Source organism: Companilactobacillus furfuricola, from assembly GCF_003946325.1.
Taxonomy (GTDB): Bacteria; Bacillota; Bacilli; order Lactobacillales; family Lactobacillaceae; genus Companilactobacillus; species Companilactobacillus furfuricola.
Genome location: NZ_RHNT01000022.1, coordinates 1 through 21,649, shown reverse-complemented (window position 1 = coordinate 21,649; position 21,649 = coordinate 1). Strand labels below are relative to the sequence as shown.

General features: G+C 39.2%; 22 protein-coding genes and 2 riboswitches. Of the genes, 11 read left to right on the top strand and 11 right to left on the bottom strand.

Annotation, left to right across the window (positions count from 1 at the left end):
* Nucleotides 1–94: 94 nt before the first annotated feature.
* Nucleotides 95–185, bottom strand: a riboswitch (TPP riboswitch).
* 109 nt (nucleotides 186–294) lie between these two features.
* On the top strand, nucleotides 295–438 hold the full coding sequence (locus EKM78_RS12655) for a hypothetical protein (protein WP_164507248.1): 144 nt from the start codon (nucleotides 295–297) through the stop codon (nucleotides 436–438).
* A 341-nt stretch (nucleotides 439–779) separates the two neighbouring features.
* On the opposite strand, the gene EKM78_RS12650 is transcribed toward EKM78_RS12655, so the two are convergent.
* Nucleotides 780–929 (bottom strand): hypothetical protein, encoded by a 150-nt coding sequence (locus EKM78_RS12650; RefSeq protein ID WP_164507247.1) that lies wholly within the window; start codon nucleotides 927–929, stop codon nucleotides 780–782.
* Nucleotides 930–1,030: 101 nt separating this feature from the next.
* Nucleotides 1,031–1,133: riboswitch (TPP riboswitch) on the top strand.
* 46 nt (nucleotides 1,134–1,179) lie between these two features.
* On the opposite strand from EKM78_RS12650, the gene tenA reads away from it, so the two are divergent.
* Together tenA and EKM78_RS07300 are read left to right on the top strand one after the other, a co-directional pair.
* Nucleotides 1,180–1,857: a thiaminase II gene (gene tenA, locus EKM78_RS07305; RefSeq protein ID WP_125770867.1), complete on the top strand. Its 678-nt coding sequence runs from the start codon at nucleotides 1,180–1,182 to the stop codon at nucleotides 1,855–1,857.
* A gap of 75 nt (nucleotides 1,858–1,932) precedes the next feature.
* Nucleotides 1,933–2,457: a 5-formyltetrahydrofolate cyclo-ligase gene (locus EKM78_RS07300; protein ID WP_125770865.1), complete on the top strand. Its 525-nt coding sequence runs from the start codon at nucleotides 1,933–1,935 to the stop codon at nucleotides 2,455–2,457.
* A 39-nt stretch (nucleotides 2,458–2,496) separates the two neighbouring features.
* On the opposite strand, the gene EKM78_RS07295 is transcribed toward EKM78_RS07300, so the two are convergent.
* Entirely contained in the window at nucleotides 2,497–3,723 is a 1,227-nt protein-coding gene (locus EKM78_RS07295; RefSeq protein WP_125770863.1) for a DUF2075 domain-containing protein, read from the bottom strand.
* Nucleotides 3,724–4,023: 300 nt separating this feature from the next.
* Between EKM78_RS07295 and EKM78_RS07290 the strand changes: the two genes are divergently transcribed.
* The 6 genes from EKM78_RS07290 to EKM78_RS07270 all read left to right on the top strand — a co-directional run bounded on the left by EKM78_RS07290 (nucleotide 4,024) and on the right by EKM78_RS07270 (nucleotide 10,305).
* Nucleotides 4,024–4,311, top strand: a complete 288-nt coding sequence (locus tag EKM78_RS07290; RefSeq protein WP_125770861.1) for a hypothetical protein — start codon at nucleotides 4,024–4,026, stop codon at nucleotides 4,309–4,311.
* Nucleotides 4,304–4,528, top strand: coding sequence for a hypothetical protein (locus EKM78_RS12645; protein ID WP_164507246.1), 225 nt, complete (start codon nucleotides 4,304–4,306; stop codon nucleotides 4,526–4,528). Before EKM78_RS07290 ends, EKM78_RS12645 begins: the two co-directional genes overlap by 8 nt.
* Before the next feature lie 8 nt (nucleotides 4,529–4,536).
* On the top strand, nucleotides 4,537–5,859 hold the full coding sequence (locus EKM78_RS07285; protein WP_125770859.1) for a glycosyltransferase family 2 protein: 1,323 nt from the start codon (nucleotides 4,537–4,539) through the stop codon (nucleotides 5,857–5,859).
* A gap of 802 nt (nucleotides 5,860–6,661) precedes the next feature.
* Nucleotides 6,662–7,858 carry an acyltransferase gene (locus EKM78_RS07280; RefSeq protein ID WP_245994914.1) on the top strand — a complete coding sequence of 399 codons (1,197 nt, stop codon included), beginning with the start codon at nucleotides 6,662–6,664 and terminating at the stop codon, nucleotides 7,856–7,858.
* Complete coding sequence (locus EKM78_RS07275; RefSeq protein WP_125770857.1) at nucleotides 7,815–9,335, top strand: AMP-binding protein; 1,521 nt, start codon at nucleotides 7,815–7,817, stop codon at nucleotides 9,333–9,335. Before EKM78_RS07280 ends, EKM78_RS07275 begins: the two co-directional genes overlap by 44 nt.
* On the top strand, nucleotides 9,328–10,305 hold the full coding sequence (locus EKM78_RS07270; protein WP_125770855.1) for an aliphatic sulfonate ABC transporter substrate-binding protein: 978 nt from the start codon (nucleotides 9,328–9,330) through the stop codon (nucleotides 10,303–10,305). The genes EKM78_RS07275 and EKM78_RS07270 overlap by 8 nt, the downstream gene beginning before the upstream one ends.
* A 402-nt stretch (nucleotides 10,306–10,707) precedes the next feature.
* Here EKM78_RS07270 and EKM78_RS07265 read toward each other — a convergent pair whose 3' ends face one another.
* From EKM78_RS07265 to EKM78_RS07230, 9 genes are all read right to left on the bottom strand, one after another.
* The gene (locus EKM78_RS07265; protein ID WP_125770853.1) at nucleotides 10,708–11,430 is read right to left on the bottom strand and encodes an ABC transporter ATP-binding protein; all 723 of its coding nucleotides are present in this window, start codon (nucleotides 11,428–11,430) and stop codon (nucleotides 10,708–10,710) included.
* Nucleotide 11,431: 1 nt separating this feature from the next.
* Nucleotides 11,432–12,244 (bottom strand): ABC transporter permease subunit, encoded by an 813-nt coding sequence (locus EKM78_RS07260; RefSeq protein WP_125770851.1) that lies wholly within the window; start codon nucleotides 12,242–12,244, stop codon nucleotides 11,432–11,434.
* 3 nt (nucleotides 12,245–12,247) lie between these two features.
* A complete protein-coding gene (locus tag EKM78_RS13285) occupies nucleotides 12,248–12,760 on the bottom strand; it encodes an AMP-binding enzyme (RefSeq protein ID WP_281273608.1) in 513 nt (170 codons plus the stop codon).
* The gene (locus EKM78_RS07255) at nucleotides 12,757–13,749 is read right to left on the bottom strand and encodes an AMP-binding protein (RefSeq protein ID WP_281273607.1); all 993 of its coding nucleotides are present in this window, start codon (nucleotides 13,747–13,749) and stop codon (nucleotides 12,757–12,759) included. The genes EKM78_RS13285 and EKM78_RS07255 overlap by 4 nt, the downstream gene beginning before the upstream one ends.
* A 310-nt stretch (nucleotides 13,750–14,059) precedes the next feature.
* On the bottom strand, nucleotides 14,060–15,436 hold the full coding sequence (locus EKM78_RS07250) for a sensor histidine kinase (RefSeq protein WP_125770849.1): 1,377 nt from the start codon (nucleotides 15,434–15,436) through the stop codon (nucleotides 14,060–14,062).
* A complete protein-coding gene (locus tag EKM78_RS07245) occupies nucleotides 15,423–16,124 on the bottom strand; it encodes a response regulator transcription factor (protein ID WP_125770847.1) in 702 nt (233 codons plus the stop codon). Before EKM78_RS07245 ends, EKM78_RS07250 begins: the two co-directional genes overlap by 14 nt.
* Before the next feature lie 396 nt (nucleotides 16,125–16,520).
* Nucleotides 16,521–16,808 (bottom strand): DUF1905 domain-containing protein, encoded by a 288-nt coding sequence (locus EKM78_RS07240; protein WP_125770845.1) that lies wholly within the window; start codon nucleotides 16,806–16,808, stop codon nucleotides 16,521–16,523.
* Nucleotides 16,808–17,446: an SDR family oxidoreductase gene (locus EKM78_RS07235; RefSeq protein ID WP_125770843.1), complete on the bottom strand. Its 639-nt coding sequence runs from the start codon at nucleotides 17,444–17,446 to the stop codon at nucleotides 16,808–16,810. Before EKM78_RS07235 ends, EKM78_RS07240 begins: the two co-directional genes overlap by 1 nt.
* Nucleotides 17,447–17,470: 24 nt before the next feature.
* Entirely contained in the window at nucleotides 17,471–18,511 is a 1,041-nt protein-coding gene (locus EKM78_RS07230; RefSeq protein ID WP_125770841.1) for an alcohol dehydrogenase catalytic domain-containing protein, read from the bottom strand.
* A 300-nt stretch (nucleotides 18,512–18,811) separates the two neighbouring features.
* Here EKM78_RS07230 and EKM78_RS07225 point away from each other — a divergent pair, with 300 nt between their 5' ends.
* Nucleotides 18,812–19,810 carry a helix-turn-helix domain-containing protein gene (locus EKM78_RS07225; RefSeq protein WP_164507245.1) on the top strand — a complete coding sequence of 333 codons (999 nt, stop codon included), beginning with the start codon at nucleotides 18,812–18,814 and terminating at the stop codon, nucleotides 19,808–19,810.
* An 865-nt stretch (nucleotides 19,811–20,675) separates the two neighbouring features.
* Nucleotides 20,676–21,263, top strand: coding sequence for a hypothetical protein (locus tag EKM78_RS07220; protein WP_125770838.1), 588 nt, complete (start codon nucleotides 20,676–20,678; stop codon nucleotides 21,261–21,263).
* Nucleotides 21,264–21,649 lie beyond the last annotated feature (386 nt).

Genomic DNA, 21,649 nt, shown 5'->3' with positions numbered 1-21,649 from the left:
CTCAAAAAAGTTTTTATTCGCTTCCTGAAAGAATATGATCATGAGGCCTAAAAAGGCCAACTATTATTTGGGTGTACAAAAAATAGTTGGCCTTTATATTTATCCAATATCTTCCTACACTAATATTAATTAGATCAGGTTCAATGGGTTTGATCTCAGCTGTTACAGCACCCCAGATATATTACTTTTAAGAATTGTATATAACATGGAAAGCTTATCATTAAGATTATTTGGTGTAAAGGTTGTTATTTTGATTAATTGATATTATTTTTTTTGTATGGATGTAAGTGAGCTATGGCAGACAGTGGCGTTTTTCTTGTGTTGGCGTTTGTGATTTTTGGTGGTTGGGGTGTTGAGGTAGTAGTTTGGTTGCTACGTTCAATGCCGACTCCGGGGCCCGGGGATACAGACGCTGGAACGTACCCGACGCGATTTTGAGCTACCTGGGAAGATCACCCAGGCATCTCAAAACTCGGTCTTTCTCTAAGCTCCTTCGTCGCCAAGAGAAATTTGGGTACTGAGGTCTGTATCCCCGGGCCCCTCCGTCTAGATGGAGACAATATCCCCCCTTGGTTGAGATTTACCGATTTATTTTGTACAAATTGGCACTTTTTGATCGTCCTATTTCTCACATGTCTATCTCAGGCTTTATCTATTCTGGTGGGAATAGGTGCTTCCTTCTCTTTTTACGGTATATTCTCTTTCTGAATTACTGACTCTTTCCTCAGTTCGCGGGACTTTGCTCCGCTCATTTTGCTCCCTGACTTACATTGCTACTGTCATTTTTCTTTTCTTTGTTGGTTAGATAAGAGCTGATATTCTTTTTCTTCTCTTGCCTTCGCTTGTTGCTCGCGTGCTCGTTCCTCGCACTCTTGCCTGGTTTTGGTGTTTTCTGTTTTGCTCTTTTTGTTTATTTCTTGTTTGCGCACTCGTTCCTCGTACTCTCGCCTTTTCTGTGTGTTTGATTTTGATTGGGGTGGATGTGTTTAAAAAATTTTTTGTTTATATGGTATGCTATCTTTATTCGAATGTGAATCACTAGGGGTGCAGTTTTGCTGCTGAGATGACTTTTTGCCGATCCCTTTGAACCTGATTTGGTTAGCGCCAACGTAGGAAAGTGATTAGTTTAACTGCCTTGCTGATTGATGTTTGAATAATCAAATTGTGGGGTGTTTGCAAATGAAATTTTCAGATAAGCTTAAAGTAGCAGGTCAACCTATTGTTGAGGAGATTATGGCTCATCCATTTGTTAAGGGTATTGGTGATGGTCATGTTCCTAATGATTCGTTGGCTTTTTATGTTGGACAAGATTATAAATATTTACAAACATACTTGAAGGTTTATGCTGCTGCGATCCAGAAGACTGATGATCCTGATCAAATTAAGTTGTTTGGTGGGCAGTTGAATTTGTTGGCTCAGGGTGAATCTGAGGCTCACCAGAGTTTTTGTAAGATTGCTGGTATTGAATATTCAAGTTTGCATCATGCTCGGGTGGCTCCGATGACTTATTTGTACAATGAGCATATGTATAATTCGGTTCGTACTGGGGATTTGATCGATGTTGTGGCTGCTTTGACGCCTTGTCCTTGGACTTATGCTGTGATCGGTAATGACTGGATCGCTGCGGGGAAGGCTACTGATGATAATCCTTTTAAGTTTTGGCTTGATTTTTATGCTACGGATGAATCCGATGATCAAGTTATGAGTGATCAATTCTTTGATATTCTTGACCAAGAGGCTGAAAAGTATTCAGATAAGCGTTTGAAGGTTGTTGAAGACCGCTTTTTGAAGAGCTGCGAACTGGAATGGGATTTCTGGGATCAAGCTTATTATCGCCGTGATTGGAAGTTTATTTAAGATTATGGCCGATTTTTTCTGCTATAGTATTAACAGATATGAGCGAAGGAGCTGGTTATTATCGATAAGAAATCTTTGCGACAAGAGCAGATCAAGCTTTTGAATAAGTCTAAAGATAAGACTAAAGCTGAGGCAGTTTTATTGTTGGAGAAGTTGCGTGAGTCTGATGAGTGGAAGCAAGCTGAATCGGTTGCTACCACTGTTAGTAATTTGTTTGAGGTTCCTACGAAGCCAATTATTGAAGCCGCTATTTCTGATGGTAAGACGGTTTACTTGCCAAAGACGATGCCCCATCGGCAAATGTCCTTTTTGCCATTTTCTAGTTATGACGACTTAGTCGTTAGCAAGTTTGGGATCCCAGAACCAGTTTATGATGAGAAATTAGAGAATCAGCAGCCTGACTTGGTTTTGGTTCCGGGCCTTGCGTTTGCTTCAGATAGTCATTTTCGAGTTGGTTTTGGTGGCGGATATTATGACCGCTTTTTAAACAAGTATCAAGGTGATACTTTGGCGTTAGTCCCTTCGGCTATGCACTTTGACACGGCCGTCTGGGACGCTGAAGAGTTTGATATTGCTATTTCTAAATTAATTGAATTGTAAGTCTACGATATGCAAAAAGCCTTCATTTGAAGGCTTTTTTTAGTGGCTAGATTTGTTTTTGATGTCTTGATAAATGTCATGGTCGTGAAAGTAAACGTAAACTCCTTTGACACCACGCTTTAGGAGGACATTCATGGAATTTAAGATAATACTTTTTTTAACGTCATCGATATTTTTGATGTCATTTAGATGGCGCTTTTTAAAGGCCTCGTGATCCTCATATTTGCGAGTATCGATCGTGATTTTTCCGTTTCCTGCATATTTGACTGATGGTCCCATGATCACAGCAACGTAATTCAAGTCAAAGCCTTGAACAGTGTAGATCGAACCGATCTCGCTGATCGTTTCTGGTTTTTCTGCCCAAGTAGTTTTGGAATAATTATATTGATCCCAAGGCAGATGAAATTTTCCTTCGTTCACGAAATGCTTTTTACCGTCTAAAGTCGACGGATAGTCGGCAGTTGCAACGATCCGAGCCTTACCGTAATAATGGTTTTTCTCGCAGAGTTTCTGATACATTGTCTCGGCATCTTCAAAAATCCGAAAATCATAGTCATCTTGGATGCCACCGATATATGTAGGGTCGGGTCTAGTGTTATTGACTGCACCGATTTTTAGATCGACAGTCAGTTTATCGATCCAATCGATCACAGCTTGAGGTGCTTGCATCCGCATTTGTGTCGTCAAAGTACTTTGTTCATAATTCAAAGACATCTTTTTGATCAAAGAGGTGATTCGATCTTGTGACCAGTAGCTTTTTAACTTCAAAACTTGTTTTTCATCATAAACAAAAATGACGACTTTACTTAATTTAATGATTTCTTCTAATTGATTAGTCTGTTCGAAATTATTGTACTTGTCGCTCTCACTGAGCAATAAGTGGGCTTCGTCGATCACAACAATATCAGCTTGTCGATGTTGTTTGTTCATGCGATTGATAAAAGTCGTCGGACGGAGAAAACGGTTTTTGCGTAATTCGTTAAATTCGCCAGCATTATCTTGATAAACTTTCAACAGCTCGGGATGGTTGACTAAAAAATAATTACTGGTTCCTTGTAGAAGAGAACAATCATTTTTGGCGGATCGTTCCAAGGTCAAAAACAATTTAGTCAAGATGACACTTTTGCCAGTTCCGGCATCGCCGTTAAGTTGGAAGATCCCCTTAGAATTATTAGTCCAATTATTTTGGCAAAAATTCAATATTTTATCGAAAACGGCCTCTTGTTGATGGGTCAAATTCTTGTTTGGAAGTAGTGAATCTAGCATGATTACCTCACTAACTAAAATTGATTTTGTGGTTACTAGTCAATAAGTTACCTTTTTCGAAGGGGTAATTCAAATGGTTCGATGAAATTTTCAGTAAGATATTTTCCTAACTAAAAAAGATAAATTAATTTTATAAAGGATGTATAATTTCTCTATTTATGTATAAAACAAATCTAATGATATTTATTCTTGAAAACTTAAAATATGGTTGTACCATTAATTGTGGGAAATGGATATTCCAATAATTATTGAAAATTAATATATTTCTTGTTTTAAATATATAAACAGTAGGGGGAAATTATGACTGACCAAACTAGGTCTAAGAAGTATGTTGAGGATAAGTATTTTAATCCAGGAAATAGATTGCTGAAAATCAAAGAGGGGTTTATTACTTTAGTCGGATGGGCTTTAGTAATGGGATTGATGACGGTTGTTCTTACTTCATCAATGTCTGCTAAAAAATTGCATCTGCCAAAAATTTTGCCACAGATGTCGGGATTCTACGATATTGATCATTTAGCTACCATTTTGGCAACGTTATCAATTATTTCGTTTTTGATTTGTATTTTTTTTAACCATTATGAATAATTATCGAAATGATAGTTTTTACAATTCAGTTAGTGTTTTAGATAGTAGTCGTCAAAGACAGCGAGAACTTTTATTCAATAAATACGTTGCAAAGAAATTTGGCAAGGTGGATTTTCGTCATAATGTCAAAATTTGTAATATTCATCCTGATCAGTGCATTCCAGTTAACGCCTATCAAAAATTATATGCTAAGCATCATTTGAATGATGTGGACTAGGGGGAATTATGAATAATTTATTGAATTGGCAAACGATGATAGATTTTTTACATTCGACGTTTGACTTAACGATGTTTACGTTGAGTATTTATCCCATTTTAGGCTCATTTTTTTGGCTGGCTGGATCGATCTGCTATCGATTTCTTAAAAAAGATCGACTCGACGATAATTGGACCAATTTACCAGTTTCACAACAGCCTTTTATAACTATTATGATACCGGTGCACAATGAAGAATTAGTGATTGAAAAAATCATTACTTATTTGTGCGAAAAAATTAATTATCAAAATTATGAAATTTTAGCTATCAACGATGGATCGACCGATGACTCGGAAGCAATCTTGGAGCGACTCCAGAAGAAATTTCCGATACTAAGAATTATCAATATTGAGAAAAATAGCGGTAAAGCTCACGCTTTCAATGTAGGTATCAATTTTGCTAAAGGTGAATATGTCTTAAGCAATGATGCTGATACGATACCAGAACCGGATGCTCTAATGAAATACATGAATTTTTTTAATCACAATAATCCTAATGTTTCTGCAGTAACGGCGAATTCTGATGTCCGCAATCGTAGCTCATTATTGGGAAAATCCCAAACTCTTGAATTCTCTAGTATCATCGGGATTATTAAGCGTAGCCAAGCAGCAATTTACGACTCACTGTATGCATATAGTGGTGCCAACACTATGTACAAAAAGGAATTCTTAATTGCTATTGGTGGTTTCCGTCAAGATCGTATCACAGAAGACATTAGCATTGCGTGGGATCACAACGCTATTGGTGGAATGCCAACTTTTGCTCCAAATATTATTGCCCATTTGATTGTTCCTAACAATTTAAAAGATTTTTATAAGCAGCGTAAGCGTTGGGCTCAAGGTGGAACGGAAGTTTGGCTGGCTAATTTTAGCAAAATCGTTCTTCATCCCATTAAAAGATATACGCTGTTGCCGTTGCTAGCCGATGCGACTTTTTCCAATATCTGGGCCTTTTTCTTCGTCATTACGACTGTGATATTTTGGATCAATTTCGTGATTGCATTGATGCATGGAAATCAAACTTTAGCGAATGGTTACTTGTACCAATCTTTAGTACTGATCGCGTTCGAATTGATAGCGGGGATAATTCAACTTTTAGCAGCTGTGATCATTGATGATCGTTTGCAAAAAATACGCTATTTTGGATTTGCACCGTTGTATATTTTGTTTTATTGGATCGTGGGTCCGATCACGGTGGTTCATACTTTTCCCGATGCTGTTAAATCTGTCTTTGGGCATGGTAGTGGTGTTTGGGTCAGTCCTACTCGGAAAGCTTCGGATTTGCAGGGATAAAAAGCCTCCTTTTGGGGGCTTTTTTTGTTCTTCTGTGATTGAAAACTTGGTGGCTAAACTTGCGGTGAATGGGGAAGTTGGTTCTTTTTTTGATTGTTAAACTTGCTGTGGTTTAGATGGAGGTGTTTTTATTTATCCTCAAGGATGTTGAAACGAGCTCCGCGGGGTAGCGGCCTCCGGTTTAGAATTTAATCTTCTCAAAAATGCTGTATCTGAAATAGTGGGTTCTATTTTTTTCTAGATAAACTTGCTGTGAATTGGATAGATTTTTTTTTATTTTTACTAGTTAAATTTGCTGCGGTTTTGATAGTGGTGTTTTTATTAATCCTCAAGGATGTGAAAACGAGCTCCGCGGGGTAGCGGCCTCCGGTTTAGAATTTAATCTTCTCAAAAATGCTGTATCTGAAATAGTGGGTTCTATTTTTTTCTAGATAAACTTGCTGTAAATTGGATAGAGTTTTTTTATTTTTACTAGTTAAATTTGCTGCGGTTTTGATAGTGGTGTTTTTATTAATCCTCAAGGATGTTGAAACGAGCTCCGCGGGGTAGCGGCCTCCGGTTTAGAAACTGTCAGCAGGCACGGCTTTGCCGCACCTTTGGTGCTGACAGTCCCTAAATCCTCAGCAGCTGACCGTCGCCTTCCGCTCTCTGTGTTTAAATCCTCAGCAGCTGACCACCCCGCTGCGCTCTCTGTGTTTATAAGTTTTTCATATTTTCTCCTTAATTGTTCATCAAGACTGGGGCTTTTGTGCGTGATATAACTGTTATATGTTTTTTATCAGCATAGTATTGAGGTGAATTTTTGGCTACTACGAAGAAGAAGTATTTGTATGAAGTTGACTTGATGCGAGTCATTTTCATTGGTGGGGTTTTGTTGAACCACACTACTACTGCATTTAAAAATAATATGACCGATGGTTCTGGGAGTAGATTGTTTATTGAGGCTTCTCACTTGTCGCTGCATTTTACCCGAATGGGTTTTATGTTTATGACTGGATTGGTTTTGGTTTTAAATTATTACAATAAAGATCAGCATTGGCTGAAGTTTTGGAAGAAACGCTATCTCAATGTTGGGATACCGTACATTAGTTGGAATGCCATTATGTTGTGGTTTACGACGATAACGGCAGGTACGGCCTTGTTGTGGCCGGAGTATTTTTCCAAATTGTGGGATGCGGTGATCCATGGTAATCAATTTTATATGTATTACATCATCGTAACTTTCCAGCTGTATTTATTTTTCCCACTGATCGTCTATATGTTCAAAAAATTGGAAAATCATCATTTAGCAATTCTGGTCGTTAGTGCCTTGTTGCAACTATTGTTAGTGATCGGTATTAAATACTGGCTACCTGGCGTTGACCGTGACAGTTGGTGGTATTTGTTCAGAGCTTATGGATTGAATATTTTAGTTTATCAATTTTATTTTATTGCTGGAGCATATGTTGCTATCCATTACAAAGAAGTAGATGCGTTTATTGAAAAATATCATCGAATGATCGGTTGGTCGACTTTGATCTTGGCAATTAGTACAGTGGGATTGTTTTTTGGCAATCAAGATATTTTGCACTTAAGCATTAGTGCTACGTTGTCGATCCACCAACCACTCATTTTCATCTACGATACTTTCATGATCGTCTTTGTTTTTTGGATCGGTCGTCAGTATGCGCATGCAAGGCTCAACGGTTTGCCTAAGTGGATCGATAATTCTATCCGGAATATGGCTAAGGTATCTTTTGGGATTTACTTAGTTCAAACGATTCCGTTGACGATGTTATACGGCATCTTATCGCTTATCGACGTTCCATCATTTGTCACATTACTACTATTACCAATTGGGTATGTATTTGTTTTAGGCGGGGCATTTTTAATTTCGTGGTTCTGCTACAAGGTACCACCATTTGGAGTCTTGATCGGTAGACCACAATGGCACATCACCAAAGGAGTAAGAAAAAATGTCAGAAATAACAGAGCAGTTAAACAAACAGTTGAAGAATAATCAATCAGAGAAAATCATTAAGGATGAAAAAATGGATCGCTGGTTTACTGGAAGAGAAATTTCAGAAGATGTCGAACAATTAAAACAAGTCTTTGTCCGTCAAAAAATCGGTTATCAAGATGTTGTTTTGATCTGTTTGCCAAATATGGCAGCCTACCCAGTGATCACTCAAGCAATTTGGGAAGTAGGAGCGATCATGCATCCTATTGCCGCAACTACTCCAGAAAGTGAACTATTGGCAGAAATCAACGAAAATACTTATGCCGGTTATTTTGTGGAAGATCAAATGGCAGAATACATTCAAAATTATCGATCAACGCAATTAGCAACAGGTGAATTAAATACCGTCAACAATTTAAATTTATTGATCGATCAAACTAATTTACACCACGATGCCAAAACACCAGCAGAAAATGATCTAGCTTTGATCATGAATACTTCTGGGACGACTGGAAAACCCAAGCGAGTGGGATTAAGTCACAAGATCCTTTTCAATGCGGTAGAGCACGATATCGAAAGTCATCAACTGACAGAGCAAGACACAGTCTTAGTGATCATGCCAATGTTTCATATTAATGCTCAAGCAGTTTGCCTACTATCGACGAGACTTTCAGGTGGGAAAATCGTGGTCGCAGAAAAATTCAGTGCTTCCAAATTTTGGGATCAAGTGAAAAATAATCACGTCACTTGGGTTTCGGTCGTTCCCACGATAATCAACATTTTATTGCTCAATCAAAAAGCTAATGATCGTTATTCTGACGATATCAAATTACGCTTTGTTCGTTCGTCATCTTTTTCTTTGCCGATCGATAAATTGACCGAATTTCAACAAAGATTTCACACGGTCATCTTAGAAGGATACGGAATGACTGAAACAGCTAGCCAATGTACGATCAATCCCTTTTCACAGCGCAAGATCGGCTCTGCCGGCAAACCTTTCAAAACTGAGGTAGCGATCGTCAATGAAGGCAAGACGACTCAGCAAGCTAACAAACTTGGCGAGATAGCTGTAAAAGGAGATCACGTTATTTCTCATTATTTAGATGTTCAGACCGATTCCTTCCATAATGGTTGGTTTTTAACGGGAGATCTCGGATATTTTGATAGCGAAGGTTACTTATTCGTGAAAGGTCGTAAGAAAGATATCATCAATCATGGCGGTGAAAAGGTTTCGCCAGCCCAAGTGGAGAATTCTTTGAGTCAGCTAGATTTTGTCAAAGAAGTTGCTGTGATCGCCACGCCAGATCTACTTTACGGTGAAGCGGTCACGGCAGTGATCATTAGTCGCTCACCAATGGATGAAAATGAACAACGACAAGATCTGATGACTCATGCCACTGAAACGTTAGCTAATTATGAAAGACCGACACGAATCTATTTCGTAAAAGACTTTCCAAGAAATCCAACTGGTAAAGTTCTTCGCAAGCAATTGCAGTCACAAATAATTTCGATGTCAGCGGAGGAAGTGCATGAGTAAAAGAAAACGCAATTTGAAAAAAGTATTGATCACGGTCGTTTTGATGTTTTGGGCGATCGTGGCTTTTTATGGCTTCAAACAAACCGATGCTGGTCAAAAGATGTCTGGTGAAACTACCGTAACCATCGGTTATCAAAAAGGTGATCCTTTTGATATTGCCAAAGCTCGTGGTGAATTCGTCAAAAAGATGTCCGCCAAAGGTTATAAAGTGAACTTTAAAGAATTTCAAGACGGTAATTCTTTGATGCAAGCCCTCAAAGCAGGAAGCATCGATTATGCACGAACAGGTGATACACCGCCAGTTACTGCTTTGTCTAGCGGCACTAAACTAACTTATATTGCCGGCAGTTCTTCAAAAGCGAAAGGATCAGGCATCTTAGTTAAGAAATCTTCTAGCATGTCGTCACTGTCAGATCTCAAAGGAAAGAAGATCGCCTATACAAAAGGAACTAGTTCGCAGTACATGGTCATCTCAGCTTTGAAAAAAGCAGGCTTAACGACTTCTGACGTTACCTTAGTAAATATGGATCAGTCTAGCGCAAGTATCGCTTTTTCAAAAGGAAAGGTCGATGCCTGGGCAACTTGGGATCCGTATACTTCTCAAGCTCAATTGACACAAAATGCTAAGTTATTGACTAATGGAACCGGCATTACTAATAACCGTGACTACATCTTGTCATTGCAAAGCTATGCAAAAGATCATACCGAAGTTTCGAAATACTTGATCAAGTATCTACAAGAAGATATGGAATGGGCTAACGATCATCATTCAGAAGTGATCACAATGATGAGCAAATCGTTGAAAGTTTCTAAGTCCGTGGTCAAAAAATTAGTTGAACGACGAACATTTAGTATCAGCGCCATGAATTCTACTTATGTAAAAGAAGAACAACAAATCGCTGATCTATTTTATGAAGAAGGGTTGATCAAAAACAAAGTCAACATTAGTGAAAGTGGAGACTATGATTAAACTAAACAGCACGATCTCATAAGTGAGGTCGTGTTTTTTTGTGCAAATTAATAGATTGAACAATAAACCGCTTGGTTGATCCGACACTTTGATCTTGCAGGAAAGGATCAATGCATGTCAGTCTACACGTAATTACTAAAGAACAGGGATAATTAATAAATTTAAAAGGATATTTCACTAAAGCTTGTAATACTTCGTACAAGCTTTTTAGTGTTGGGCTTAATCAGTGACACAAACTTAGAAAAACTCTCTCAAATGGCTTCATATTAACAATTACGGGTTACCGATATGCACATTTCCTAGTTTTTCAGCAACAAGAGTAAAAACAAAATAGAACTAATTCGTGAATGCTGAAATTCAATTTCAACGCAAAAAAATAGCTGGAGAATATCCAGCTATTAATTAAGCATATTTTACTTCTCGGTGGGACTCACCGAGGATCTCGGCTAGTACTTTATCGGCTACGATACCGATCTGACCAGCGTTTTTATTACTTGGACAAGTTTCTTCATAGAGATTAGTAGCATTTTTCATGACGACTATTCGGTCAGCCATGCGTGCAGCTTCTTCAACATCGTGAGTTACTAAAATAGTTGTCAGTTGGTTCTTTTGACAAATATTTAAGATCAAGTCCTGCATTTTTCGTCTAGTTAAGGCATCGAGAGCCCCTAAAGGTTCGTCTAATAACAAAATCTCTGGGTCGGTCATCAACGCTCTAGCCAAAGCTACCCGTTGCTTTTGACCACCGGATAGTTGAGTTGGATACTGATCAGCAAAATCGCCTAATTCGACTAAATCTAGCAAGCGACGAGCTTTTCGCTTATCCTCCTTATTTTTCGAGCCAAAGGACAAGTTGTCGACTAAATTCATCCAAGGTAGTAATCGATCTTCCTGAAACATGACACGAGTTGAGGAGACGGGGTCATTTGTATTGATCGTAACGGAACCTCTAGTGGGCTTTTCTAAATTGGCGATCAAGCGGAGCAGGGTACTCTTTCCACCACCACTCATACCAACTAAGGCGACAAATTCACCTTTGTTAATACTAAGATTGACGTTTTCTAATGCAGTAACTTTATCGTATTGCTTGTTTACATTTTTAATTGAAATAAATTGATCATTCATATTAAGCGTTATTCCTTCCTAATGTTTTCCATTCAAGGAAAAGACTTTCAAAACTTTTGGCGATCAAATCAGAGACCTTACCTAAAATCGCATAGATAACGATACAAAGAATGACCGTCTCCATATCCATAAAATCTTCAGCATTATTGGCCATATAACCGATCTCGGAACTAGCTGAAATAGTTTCTGCCACGATCAAAGTCGTCCACATGACACCTAAAGCGTAGCGGATACCTACGAAAATCTGGGGAAGGGCAGCTGGGAAAATAATCTTGGAAAAAAGCTGTTTTTTCGTTAATTGATAAGATTTCCCCATCTCGATCAAGTCTTTATCGACAGAACTAATCCCGTGGAACGTGTTGATATAAACTGGGAACATTGTTCCGATGGCGACGAGTGAAATTTTGGCTGATTCGTTGATACCTAACCAAAGAATGATCAACGGGATCAAAGCTAAGTGGGGGATGTTTCGAAACATTTGGATCGAAGAATCAAATAGTAAGCGACAAGTTTTGGACATGCCGTTGATGAATCCGAGAATAAAGCCGATCCCGCCACCGATCAATAAGCCAAGAGTAGCTCGATACAAACTAATACTTAAGTTTTTTGGCAGTTCACCCGATTGGGTCAACGAAATACCATCTTGGAAGACGGCAATCGGTGAAGGCAAGATCGTACTAGGAAGCCAGCCGAGATTACTGCTGACTTGCCAAGCTATCAAGACGACGATCGGAACAATGAATGGTAATACTTTGTTGAGCGGTAATTTCAAAGTCCGCTCTTTATGGATCGGTAATGCAATAGATCTCTGCATAGATTAAGCCTCCTTTAATTGTTCAGTAATTCTTTTAGCTAAAAGTGTTCGTTGAATTTTTCCCGTAGCATTTTTAGGTAGTTCGGAAACGAAGAAGTATTTAGTTGGCCGTTCAACTGGTAAGAGTTCTTCTTTGGCCATTTGGTTCAATAAAACCTGGATGTGACGATGATCTTTCGTTGGAAAGTTCGGCACAATGATAGCAGCAACGATCTCGCCGTAAATCTTATCGGGAAGACCGACGACGGCGATTTCTTTTACGAAGCGAACTTGGCTCAGACAATCTTCGACGGCTAAAGGATTGATATTTTCTCCACCACGGATGATCATTTCTTTGCTACGACCGACGATATGTAAATATCCAGAGTCGTCGATCAGGCCGAGATCGCCAGTTAAGAGCCAATCTTTAAAAAATGCTTCCGGCTGTGGGTCGAGATAATGAGTGATAACATTTTTACCTCTGACTGCAATTTGACCAACTTCATTTTTAGGAAGCTTCTCGCCATCATCGTTCAAGATAATGAGCTCGTTACCGTAATTTTGACCCACGGTATTTTGATGGGTGCATTTAAAGGATTTTGTGCGATCTGACTGGCTGCTTCAGTCATGCCGTAACTTTCGATCAAAGGAATATTGAAACGCTTGTTGAATGCTTGGTGAACACTAGGCAATAATGGCGCCGATGCAGTTCTTAAAAAGCGTAAATTATTAGTAGTAGGTTGTTCATCACGGCGTAATAAGATAGCGATGATAGCCGGTGTCAGAGAGACCCAAGTGATTTGTTCTGTAGATACTTCTGGCCAAAAAGTGTGGGCACTGAATTTTGGTCGGAACAATAGTTTCCCGTTTGAAAGTCGTGTCGCCAAATTGGAGATGACCATCGCATTAATGTGGAACATCGGCATTAAGACCAAGGTGCTGTCTTCTGCTGTTAAACGCTGTGATTCGATGACGTTCAAAGCCCCATAAAATAAGTTATCGTGGGTCAGACCGACACGCTTAGGTTTACCAGTCGTGCCTGAAGTATGCATGATCAAGGCAATCTGATCATCAGCAGGATCACTTTGGGGATGTGCCTCATGGTTTTTAGCAAGAAAAATTTGCAATTCTGGTTCATGTAAAGTAGTCAATCGCGGTTGATCAACAAAAGTATCTCCCAGGATCTTCAAAGAAGTGACCGATTCATCAAATATGATCGCAGCATAGTGATATTGTTCTTCCAATTCACTGATCTGAATCTCAGTAGTAGCCGGATTAACATTTTGAGCAATCGCACCGATCTCCCACAAACTCTGAAGAACTAGTGAATAAGAGACCGAATTAGTCAAGCTGACCAAAACAATATCGTCATGACCGATCCCTTTATTCTTCCAGTAGTCTTTCCAAATCTGGACCTCTTCAAAAAGTTGATCGCCAGAATACCAGTGACCATGTTGATCTTGCATAATAAGTTCATCATTTTTAGAAATTAATTGTTGTTGTAATTTAGTTGTAAGTTTTGACATTAAGTTAGTTAGGAAGTCCTTTCATATAATGGTGATTAGTATACTAGCGGGATATTTTACTAACTACTGGTGATTGATAAGGTTTAAATAAGAAATTCTTACAAAGCAGAGAGCGGAAGGCGACGGTCAGCTGCTGAGGATTTAGGGACTGTCAGCACCAAAGGTGCGGCGAAGCCGTGCCTGCTGACAGTTTCTAAACCGGAGGCCGCTGTCGCCTGGAGCTCGTTTCAACATCCTTGAGGATAAATAAAAAAGCTAGACCCCGATCTTACAAAAAATCGATATCTAGCAATATTTATTATTCATCTTTTTAAAACTCAACCCGAAAGACACTCCCCCGAGGTTGATTATCCAAAACAGTAATTTGAGCGTTGTTTAATTCCACAAGTTTAGCCACGATCGACAATCCCAAACCATTACCTTGAATCTCAGAAGAGTGGGAAGTATCCATCCGATAAAACCTTTGGAAGATTTGCTGTTTCTGGTCATCGGGAACTCCTGACCCGAGGTCTTTTACTTCTAAAATCACTTGTTGATCATGAGCAAATAAGTCAACAGTGATCGGTTCGCTTTTTGCTGAATATTTTTGAGCATTGTCGAGTAAAGCAATCAAAATCTGGCGAATAGTATCTTTCTCGCCGGACACAGTTAATCCATCGGCAATATTTTGTTGCAGAGGATGTGTCGCCGTAATTTTATATTGATCGATCGTCTCAGAAACTAGTTGGGAAAGGTCGAGTGGTTTTAATAATAACTGAGCTCGATCAGCTCGAGATAGCTGCAGCAAATTTTCAATCAAATTTTGCATTCTTTGGGATTCTTCATCGATAAACTTGAGCGATTCGGGTATGACTTCCGGATGGTCGTCACCATGACGCTTGATCAACTTGATATTACCTCTGATTGCAGCAATTGGCGTTCTCAATTCGTGAGAGGCGTTGGAAACGAAATCTTGCTCTCTTTGGAGGCGTTTGTTTTGGTTATCCAACAAGTCATCGAAGGCATTTCCCAATTCAGTGATCTCTTGCGGACTATCCGGCACCACAAGTTTTGGCTGAGTAGTTTGAGCATCCTTAATAGTATTGCGTGTTTCCTCAACTAAGGAAATAGTAGGCTGACTCAGCTTTTTAGCCAGTAAATTGGCCCACCAACGTCCGAATAAAATAATTATGAAGGTAATGAAAGCAATGATTATGAGCAGTAACAAAATGTTTTGAATCAGACTGTTCAAACTGACCCAGAGTTGATAGGTTGTATCATTATTTTTCTCTGAGTTATATAGGAAAAAACCGTACCCTTTAACATAGACGACATGTTTTTTTGGTGAGAGGGTAATTTTCTTTTGATTCAAAAAATTTTTGGAAGCAGAAGAAGTTAAAATCGTTCTGCCACGGCGATTAGATGTTGCCGTGACTGAAGCCTTGTCGGTCTTTACACGAATAATACTCGTTTGGCGACTGTGACGATTAGTCTGGCTATTCCAGTGGATGAAACTAGGGATATCGTCAATGTTAGCCATATTAAGACTGACCATTAATCCTCTAGCTTCGTGAATGGTGTTGGATGATTGTTGAGTTCCTACCACTAATAAAATCAAAATACTGATCGAAACGGTGATGATCAGGACGAGTCGATTGATGGCATGGTTGATTAACGATTGATAAGTTTTTGATTTAGTTGGCTTCATTTTGGGTATCCTCGAGTGAATAACCAACGCCACGGATCGTTTGGATCAGTGGCTGGTCAAATTTTCCATCAATTTTATTTCTCAAGTAGCCCACGTAGACATCTACCACATTTTGCTGACCTAAAAAATCTTGACCCCAAACATTATCGAGTAATTCATCACGTGTAAAAGTTTTGCCTTCATTTTGGAGGAAAAATAATAATAGATCATATTCACGACGAGTTAATTGGATAACATTACCGTCTCGGATAACTTGATGCGATTTAGTATCTAAAACTAGATCAGCCACTTGGTAAGTCTCATCAGGTTCGGTCATATTTTCGATATGTCGTTGTACAACGCGAATACGTGCCAACAGTTCTTCAATTTCGAAAGGTTTGGTAATGTAGTCATCTGCGCCACTATCAAGCCCAGAAACTTTATCGCCAATGTAATCACGCGCAGTCATAACAATGATTGGGATCTGGTCATGTTTGCGGATCCTCCGCAGCACACCCATCCCGTCTAGTTTTGGCAGCATCAGATCGAGTAATATCAATAATATTTTATTTTTATTTTTCTCATAAATATCTAAGGCCTCGACGCCATCTTGAGCTATTAAAGTATCAAATTCTTCGAATTTTAATTCCTTACTTAAATAACTCGAAAGACTATTTTCATCTTCAACAATCAATATTGTTTTCTTCATGGCAATTCTCCCAAAAATACATCTTTATATTAATGTAGCAGAATTATCGTCATGATGTTGTTATATAATTTTATTTTTATGAAAAATTCTCCATAATCAATAAATCAGTGAGTGCGATTTTTTTGTTGGGAGTAAGTTTTGAAGAATAGAAGGCGTTGGTTTTGAATTCTTTGTTTGCAAATTTTTAGCACTGAAAAAAGCACTATCCGTTTTTTACCAGCAATGATTGCTGTAATGGATAGTGTTTTTATTTTGATCATCAATGATTTTGAAGCAAGCTCCAGTCGGCGGTGGTGTTAATTTTAGTAACTGTCAGCAAGCAAGACCTCGTCGCACTTTTTGTGCTGACAGTCCCTACATTCTCAGTAACTGGCCGTGTCGCTCCACTTTCTGTGTTTAATTTCGTTCAACGATTTTCACCTGAACTTCATCGCCAATATCTTTATTCAATTTTTTCCGGATCGACTTGAGAACGCCGATAATGTAACAAATGCTACCATCAGCGTTTTTGACTCCCATGTTCACAATTGAACCGTCGTAAGGGATCCCATCAAATGTTGCGTGAACTTTGACGCGGCCTTTGCCGAATTCTTCGCGGATATTGTAAGGGAACTCCACAAAGGCGCCACCTTTGCCAACTTCAGAGGAACGGATCTTTGCGGTGTATTCGTATGGTCTTGTCATTAGTAGACGTTTCCTAACGCGGTGTTGATCGGCATGTTGCCTGACTTCATTAGTAAAACCTTGTGGATCGTGTTGGCATGATTGAGGATCCCAGCTAAGGTCAAAGCCACGTCAGGGATCGGGTTAGTCGATTCTTCACTGGCATTAAACGAGATCTTGCCCGTGGCTGGTTCTTCGGTCAAAAGTGAGGCCTGCAAGATGGTATAGTCAAGATTAGTTTGGTTGATCAAGTAATTGTCCGCAAAAAATTTTGCGATGTTGTAGTCGGTCAAATTTTCTAAACCTGGTTGATCCCACTTTTCGGGCTGTAAAGTAAATAGGGAACTGAGCATAATGAAACGCGAGATCTGGTTTTTCTTAGCAGCTTGCATAACTTTTACAGCACCAAAAGCATCAGTTTGGAGCAGATCATTCCCTCTGGAACCAGCAACGAAATAAACGGCACTGACTCGACCGATCACTTGAGCGATTTCTTCAACTGAAGCGTGGAGATCTAGTTTAACTGCAGTGACATTTTCTAGATCGATGATTTTTTCAGGATGTCTGGCTCCCGCCACGATTTGATGACCATCGTTAACGAGATCTTTGATTAAATCAGTGGCGACCCGACCACTCCCACCGGCGATGAATACTTTCATGTAGTTACCTTCTTAATTTGTAGATTACGAAATTTTAACGAATGATTTGATTACTTTTCTATCAGCCATCTCTTGGTAAGCATCATTGATCTCATCAAGAGTAAATGACTTAGTAAAGACTAGGCCAGGATTAATCTTGCCATCGAGTACAGCTTTGAGAAGTAATTCCTTATCATAGGTAGTTACTGATGCAGGACCACCGGCAAGAGAAATATTCTTTTCGAATGATTCCTTCAAATCTTGCTCTTCGCCGTGAGGAAGCCCAACACGACCAACAATTGTACCAGGGCGACCGGCTTGCATTGCTGTTTCAAAGGATAAACCAGTACCGACACATTCTAAAACAGCGTCAGCACCAAACCCATTAGTTAATTCTAAAATCTTTTGGACACCTTCGTCACCACGTTCGGCCACGTTATCAGTAGCACCAAAAGTTTTTGCCAATTGTTCACGATCTTCGTGACGACTAGTTGAGATGATCTTAGTAGCTCCAAGTAGCTTAGCAGCAATGATCCCACATTGTCCGACGGCACCGTCACCCATGACGACAACGGTATCACCAGCTTTAACGTTAGCCACTCGAGCTGCGTGGTAACCAGTAGCCATCACATCAGCTAAAGTTAGTAGCGATTTTAACATTCCTTCACTATAATCTTCTGGTTTGCCAGGGATTTTGACCAGAGCCCATTGTCCGTGTTGGAAACGCACGTATTCAGCTTGATTGCCACGACTAAAGTTATCGTCGTGATCTTGGCAATCGCCATCAAATCCAGCTAAACAAGCGGGACAGTGGCCACAACCGTGAGTGAATGGTGCGATCACGAAATCGCCAGGTTTAACAGTAGTGATCTCTGAACCAACTTCTGCAACGATACCGATGGCTTCATGTCCGTTGTTCGTCGAGTTTGCTTCTTTTTCTTCAAAACCACGGTAAGACCAAAGGTCAGAGCCACAGACACAAGCCCGGACGACTTTAATGATGACGTCATCAGGTTTTTCGATTGTAGGTTTTTCGACATCTTTAACGGTCATTTGACCGGCTTTTTCAAAAATTGCTGATTTCATAAGGTATCTCGCTTTCGTTGTTATTTAACGCTTTCATTATAATATTGTATGAAAATATTTGATAGGAAAAACCAACCTTCACAAAAGAAGGGATTTTTATTCTTTCACGACAATTTGCTAAATACCGCTATAATATAATTATATTAATAATACGGGATGAAATTTATGAAAAAAAAGCGAGCATATTTAAAAATTACAACTACGATAGTGTCCTTAATTACCATCCTTGCACTATTTTATTTGAAAATTATTTTTATCAAAAGCACTCAAGGAATCAATTATTTTCCCTTTTACAAGTCGATGACGTTTATTGATTATGGCGAAACAACAATCCCAGGGATGCTTGAATTCATCGCATTTTTCTGTATTTTACTAACGATGATTTTTTTAGGTATCGGTCGTTTTAAAAAAGCTGATCGACAGTTGTATTTGTTCTTGGGTGGTTTCGAACTGGCTATTTTGGTGGTTTTGATCACGAATATCATTACATTTGCGGTAGTAAGGAGGGATATCAATATTTATCCCGGTCCGACGTTGATTTTATTGTTACTAAACGCGATTTTGTCGATCGTTTATGGTTTGCCTGAGAAGGTCCAGCCAAAAGATGATACGACTTATTATGTTGATGCTGATAAGATCAGACCCATTTCCGATATTTTGAAGGAGAAAAGAGAAGCTGCTGGTGTGACTCAACAGGAGCTTTCAGAAAAGGTGCAGGTGTCGCGAAATACGGTTTATCGTTGGGAGTCAGGGGAGTCGCATCCGAATATGGATTATATTGTGCGAGTTGCTCAGGCGTTGCATTTTCCGGTTTCTGATTTTTGGCGTGAAGATGATGCGGGGATGAATCGTGATATTGCTGAGGTATTGAAGAGCCGTAAGCTTTATAAGCAGGCTGCTTATTTTCTTTTGTCTGTTATTTTGGTGATCGTTTTGGTGTTTGGCGTGGCTTATCTTGGGCGTAATATGGAATTTGCTAGTTTGGACCGGATCAATCCGTTTATTCCTCAGCGCGTTGGGTATGTGATGGTGCATGACGCTGGGAAGCAGAAAGCTGCTGTGATCGATACTGATTATGGTGAAGGCGATATTGTAACTTTGAATGGTAGTTATGATCATAAGACTGAGTTTGTTAAGGTTGTGCATAAAGGTTCCTATGTTAAATATGAGGTCCGTAATGTTGATCGTTCTGATGTGCCGGTTGGGATTCGCAATAATTTGTATGAGGTGGATCGGTTTGGGGATCCGGTTGAGGGATTGAAGAAGCTGAAGCTGTCTTATTCTAAGCGTTATGTCTAATAAAGATGTAAGAGAGCTATGGCAGACAGAAGCGTTTTATTTTGATGGAGGTCTGTTAGTTTGTTTGGTTAGCTGGGGTGGGTGGTAGTATTTTGGTTGCTACGTTCAATGCCGACTCCGGGGCCCGGGGATACAGACGCTGGAACGTACCCGACGCGATTTTGAGCTACCTGGGAAGTTCGCCCAGGCATCTCAAAACTCGGTCTTCCTCTAAGCTCCTTCGTCGCCAAGAGGAATTTGGGTACTGAGGTCTGTATCCCCGGGCCCCTACGTCTAGATAGATATACAATTCCCCCCTTGGTTGAGTTTTACCGATTTATTTTGTACAAATTGGCACTGTTTGCTCGTCCTATTTCTCACATGTCTATCTCAGGTTTTATCTTTTCTGGTGGGGAGTAGGAGCTTCCTTTTCTTGTTTGGATATATTCTCTTTCTATATTACTGACTCTTTTCTCGGTTCGCGGGACTAAAGCTCCGCTCATTTTTTTGTTCTTGTACAGTGCCACTATCATTTTTCTTTTCTTTGTTGGTTCGATAAGAGTTAAAATTCTTTTTCTTCTCTTACATTCACATCTGGCTCACGTGTTCGTTTCCTCACACTTTCGCCTTGTTCTATTGTTTGATGATTCTCTCTTTTTACTTATTTCTTGCTCGTTTACTCGATTCTCTCGTACTCTCGCTTTTTATCTAACTAACTGTGCTTCTTTACTTTCTGTATTTCTTTAGATATTGCCTCTTCGGTTTTTGAAATTTAATTATCAATTGAACCGTTATAACGCCTATTTTTATTCATGCCACAGTATTGTGGATTGATGTGACGGCATTTTGAACCCTAATATCGAATTAAGAGTTAGCGGGATTTGTTATGAAGAATGAAAGCGAAGGTTTGTTGAATGAGTTTCAATCTTATGCTGATTTTTGCAATAAGTTTGCTGATAATTTTTTAGAAGGTAGTAGGCTGGTTAAGCTTTTGATTGCCGCTAATAATAAAATTGTAAAAGAGGGTCACATGATCGATCATTTGTCGGGCAAATTGTCGAATGTGATGAGTTCTCAAGGACATTCGAATTTTATTGAATTAAATAATGAAGAAAAAACGACTGAATACCGTGAATTGGAAAATGAGTATCGTGTTAATAAAATGGAATTTCGTGAATTGAAAAGAGCCTATTTGAAGTTTTTAAAACGCAGTCAAGTGAGCGACTTGTATGCTCAAGAAGATGATATAGTAGATCCCACAGTCAAAACCGCTGGCAATTTTAGATACCCAGTAATAAGTGAAAGAATGCGCTACATGATTTTTTACCTAAGAGAAGATAATTTAAGAAGCACAGCATCAGCCCGAAGGTTTGCCAGAGAAAAAATCGAACGCTTAGGAAGTAACCACCACACACAAGTAAAAGGAACCATTCGTAGATTGACCTACATAATGAATGGTTCCCCAATAGGCTAATTAATAGCCCCAACAACAGCAATGTGTTAACATTTAAATCCTTAAACAAAAAAGAACATTGTCAAAAAAATGACAATGTTCTTTTACTATCCTATCTAACTAAACAAGAGAAATAAGATAATAAATAAAAATCAAAACTCCAACTCAAGATTTTAGTCTGTTTTTTACTAACAAGGTCGATATTTGAGATAGACATGTGAGAAATAGGACGAGCAAAAAGTGCCAATTTGAACACAATAAATCGGTAAAACTCAAAAAAGAGGGGGATATACATACCCACTTAGGTGGAGGGTCGGGGCGCTATATGGGCTCAGCCGATCGAGTAGGAGGTAGCTAGGCTACCGACCTCTCACACCACCGTACGTACGGTTCCGTATACGGCGGTT

What these genes read in the sequence shown, in the direction of transcription:
- EKM78_RS12655 (WP_164507248.1), top strand. Translation starts at nt 295, where the DNA reads ATGGCAGACAGTGGCGTTTTTCTTGTGTTGGCGTTTGTGATTTTTGGT.
- tenA (WP_125770867.1), top strand. Translation starts at nt 1,180, where the DNA reads ATGAAATTTTCAGATAAGCTTAAAGTAGCAGGTCAACCTATTGTTGAG.
- EKM78_RS07295 (WP_125770863.1), bottom strand. Translation starts at nt 3,723, where the DNA reads ATGCTAGATTCACTACTTCCAAACAAGAATTTGACCCATCAACAAGAG.
- EKM78_RS07290 (WP_125770861.1), top strand. Translation starts at nt 4,024, where the DNA reads ATGACTGACCAAACTAGGTCTAAGAAGTATGTTGAGGATAAGTATTTT.
- EKM78_RS12645 (WP_164507246.1), top strand. Translation starts at nt 4,304, where the DNA reads ATGAATAATTATCGAAATGATAGTTTTTACAATTCAGTTAGTGTTTTA.
- EKM78_RS07285 (WP_125770859.1), top strand. Translation starts at nt 4,537, where the DNA reads ATGAATAATTTATTGAATTGGCAAACGATGATAGATTTTTTACATTCG.
- EKM78_RS07275 (WP_125770857.1), top strand. Translation starts at nt 7,815, where the DNA reads ATGTCAGAAATAACAGAGCAGTTAAACAAACAGTTGAAGAATAATCAA.
- EKM78_RS07270 (WP_125770855.1), top strand. Translation starts at nt 9,328, where the DNA reads ATGAGTAAAAGAAAACGCAATTTGAAAAAAGTATTGATCACGGTCGTT.
- EKM78_RS07265 (WP_125770853.1), bottom strand. Translation starts at nt 11,430, where the DNA reads ATGAATGATCAATTTATTTCAATTAAAAATGTAAACAAGCAATACGAT.
- EKM78_RS07260 (WP_125770851.1), bottom strand. Translation starts at nt 12,244, where the DNA reads ATGCAGAGATCTATTGCATTACCGATCCATAAAGAGCGGACTTTGAAA.
- EKM78_RS07255 (WP_281273607.1), bottom strand. Translation starts at nt 13,749, where the DNA reads ATGTCAAAACTTACAACTAAATTACAACAACAATTAATTTCTAAAAAT.
- EKM78_RS07250 (WP_125770849.1), bottom strand. Translation starts at nt 15,436, where the DNA reads ATGAAGCCAACTAAATCAAAAACTTATCAATCGTTAATCAACCATGCC.
- EKM78_RS07245 (WP_125770847.1), bottom strand. Translation starts at nt 16,124, where the DNA reads ATGAAGAAAACAATATTGATTGTTGAAGATGAAAATAGTCTTTCGAGT.
- EKM78_RS07240 (WP_125770845.1), bottom strand. Translation starts at nt 16,808, where the DNA reads ATGACAAGACCATACGAATACACCGCAAAGATCCGTTCCTCTGAAGTT.
- EKM78_RS07235 (WP_125770843.1), bottom strand. Translation starts at nt 17,446, where the DNA reads ATGAAAGTATTCATCGCCGGTGGGAGTGGTCGGGTCGCCACTGATTTA.
- EKM78_RS07230 (WP_125770841.1), bottom strand. Translation starts at nt 18,511, where the DNA reads ATGAAATCAGCAATTTTTGAAAAAGCCGGTCAAATGACCGTTAAAGAT.
- EKM78_RS07225 (WP_164507245.1), top strand. Translation starts at nt 18,812, where the DNA reads ATGACGTTTATTGATTATGGCGAAACAACAATCCCAGGGATGCTTGAA.
- EKM78_RS07220 (WP_125770838.1), top strand. Translation starts at nt 20,676, where the DNA reads ATGAAGAATGAAAGCGAAGGTTTGTTGAATGAGTTTCAATCTTATGCT.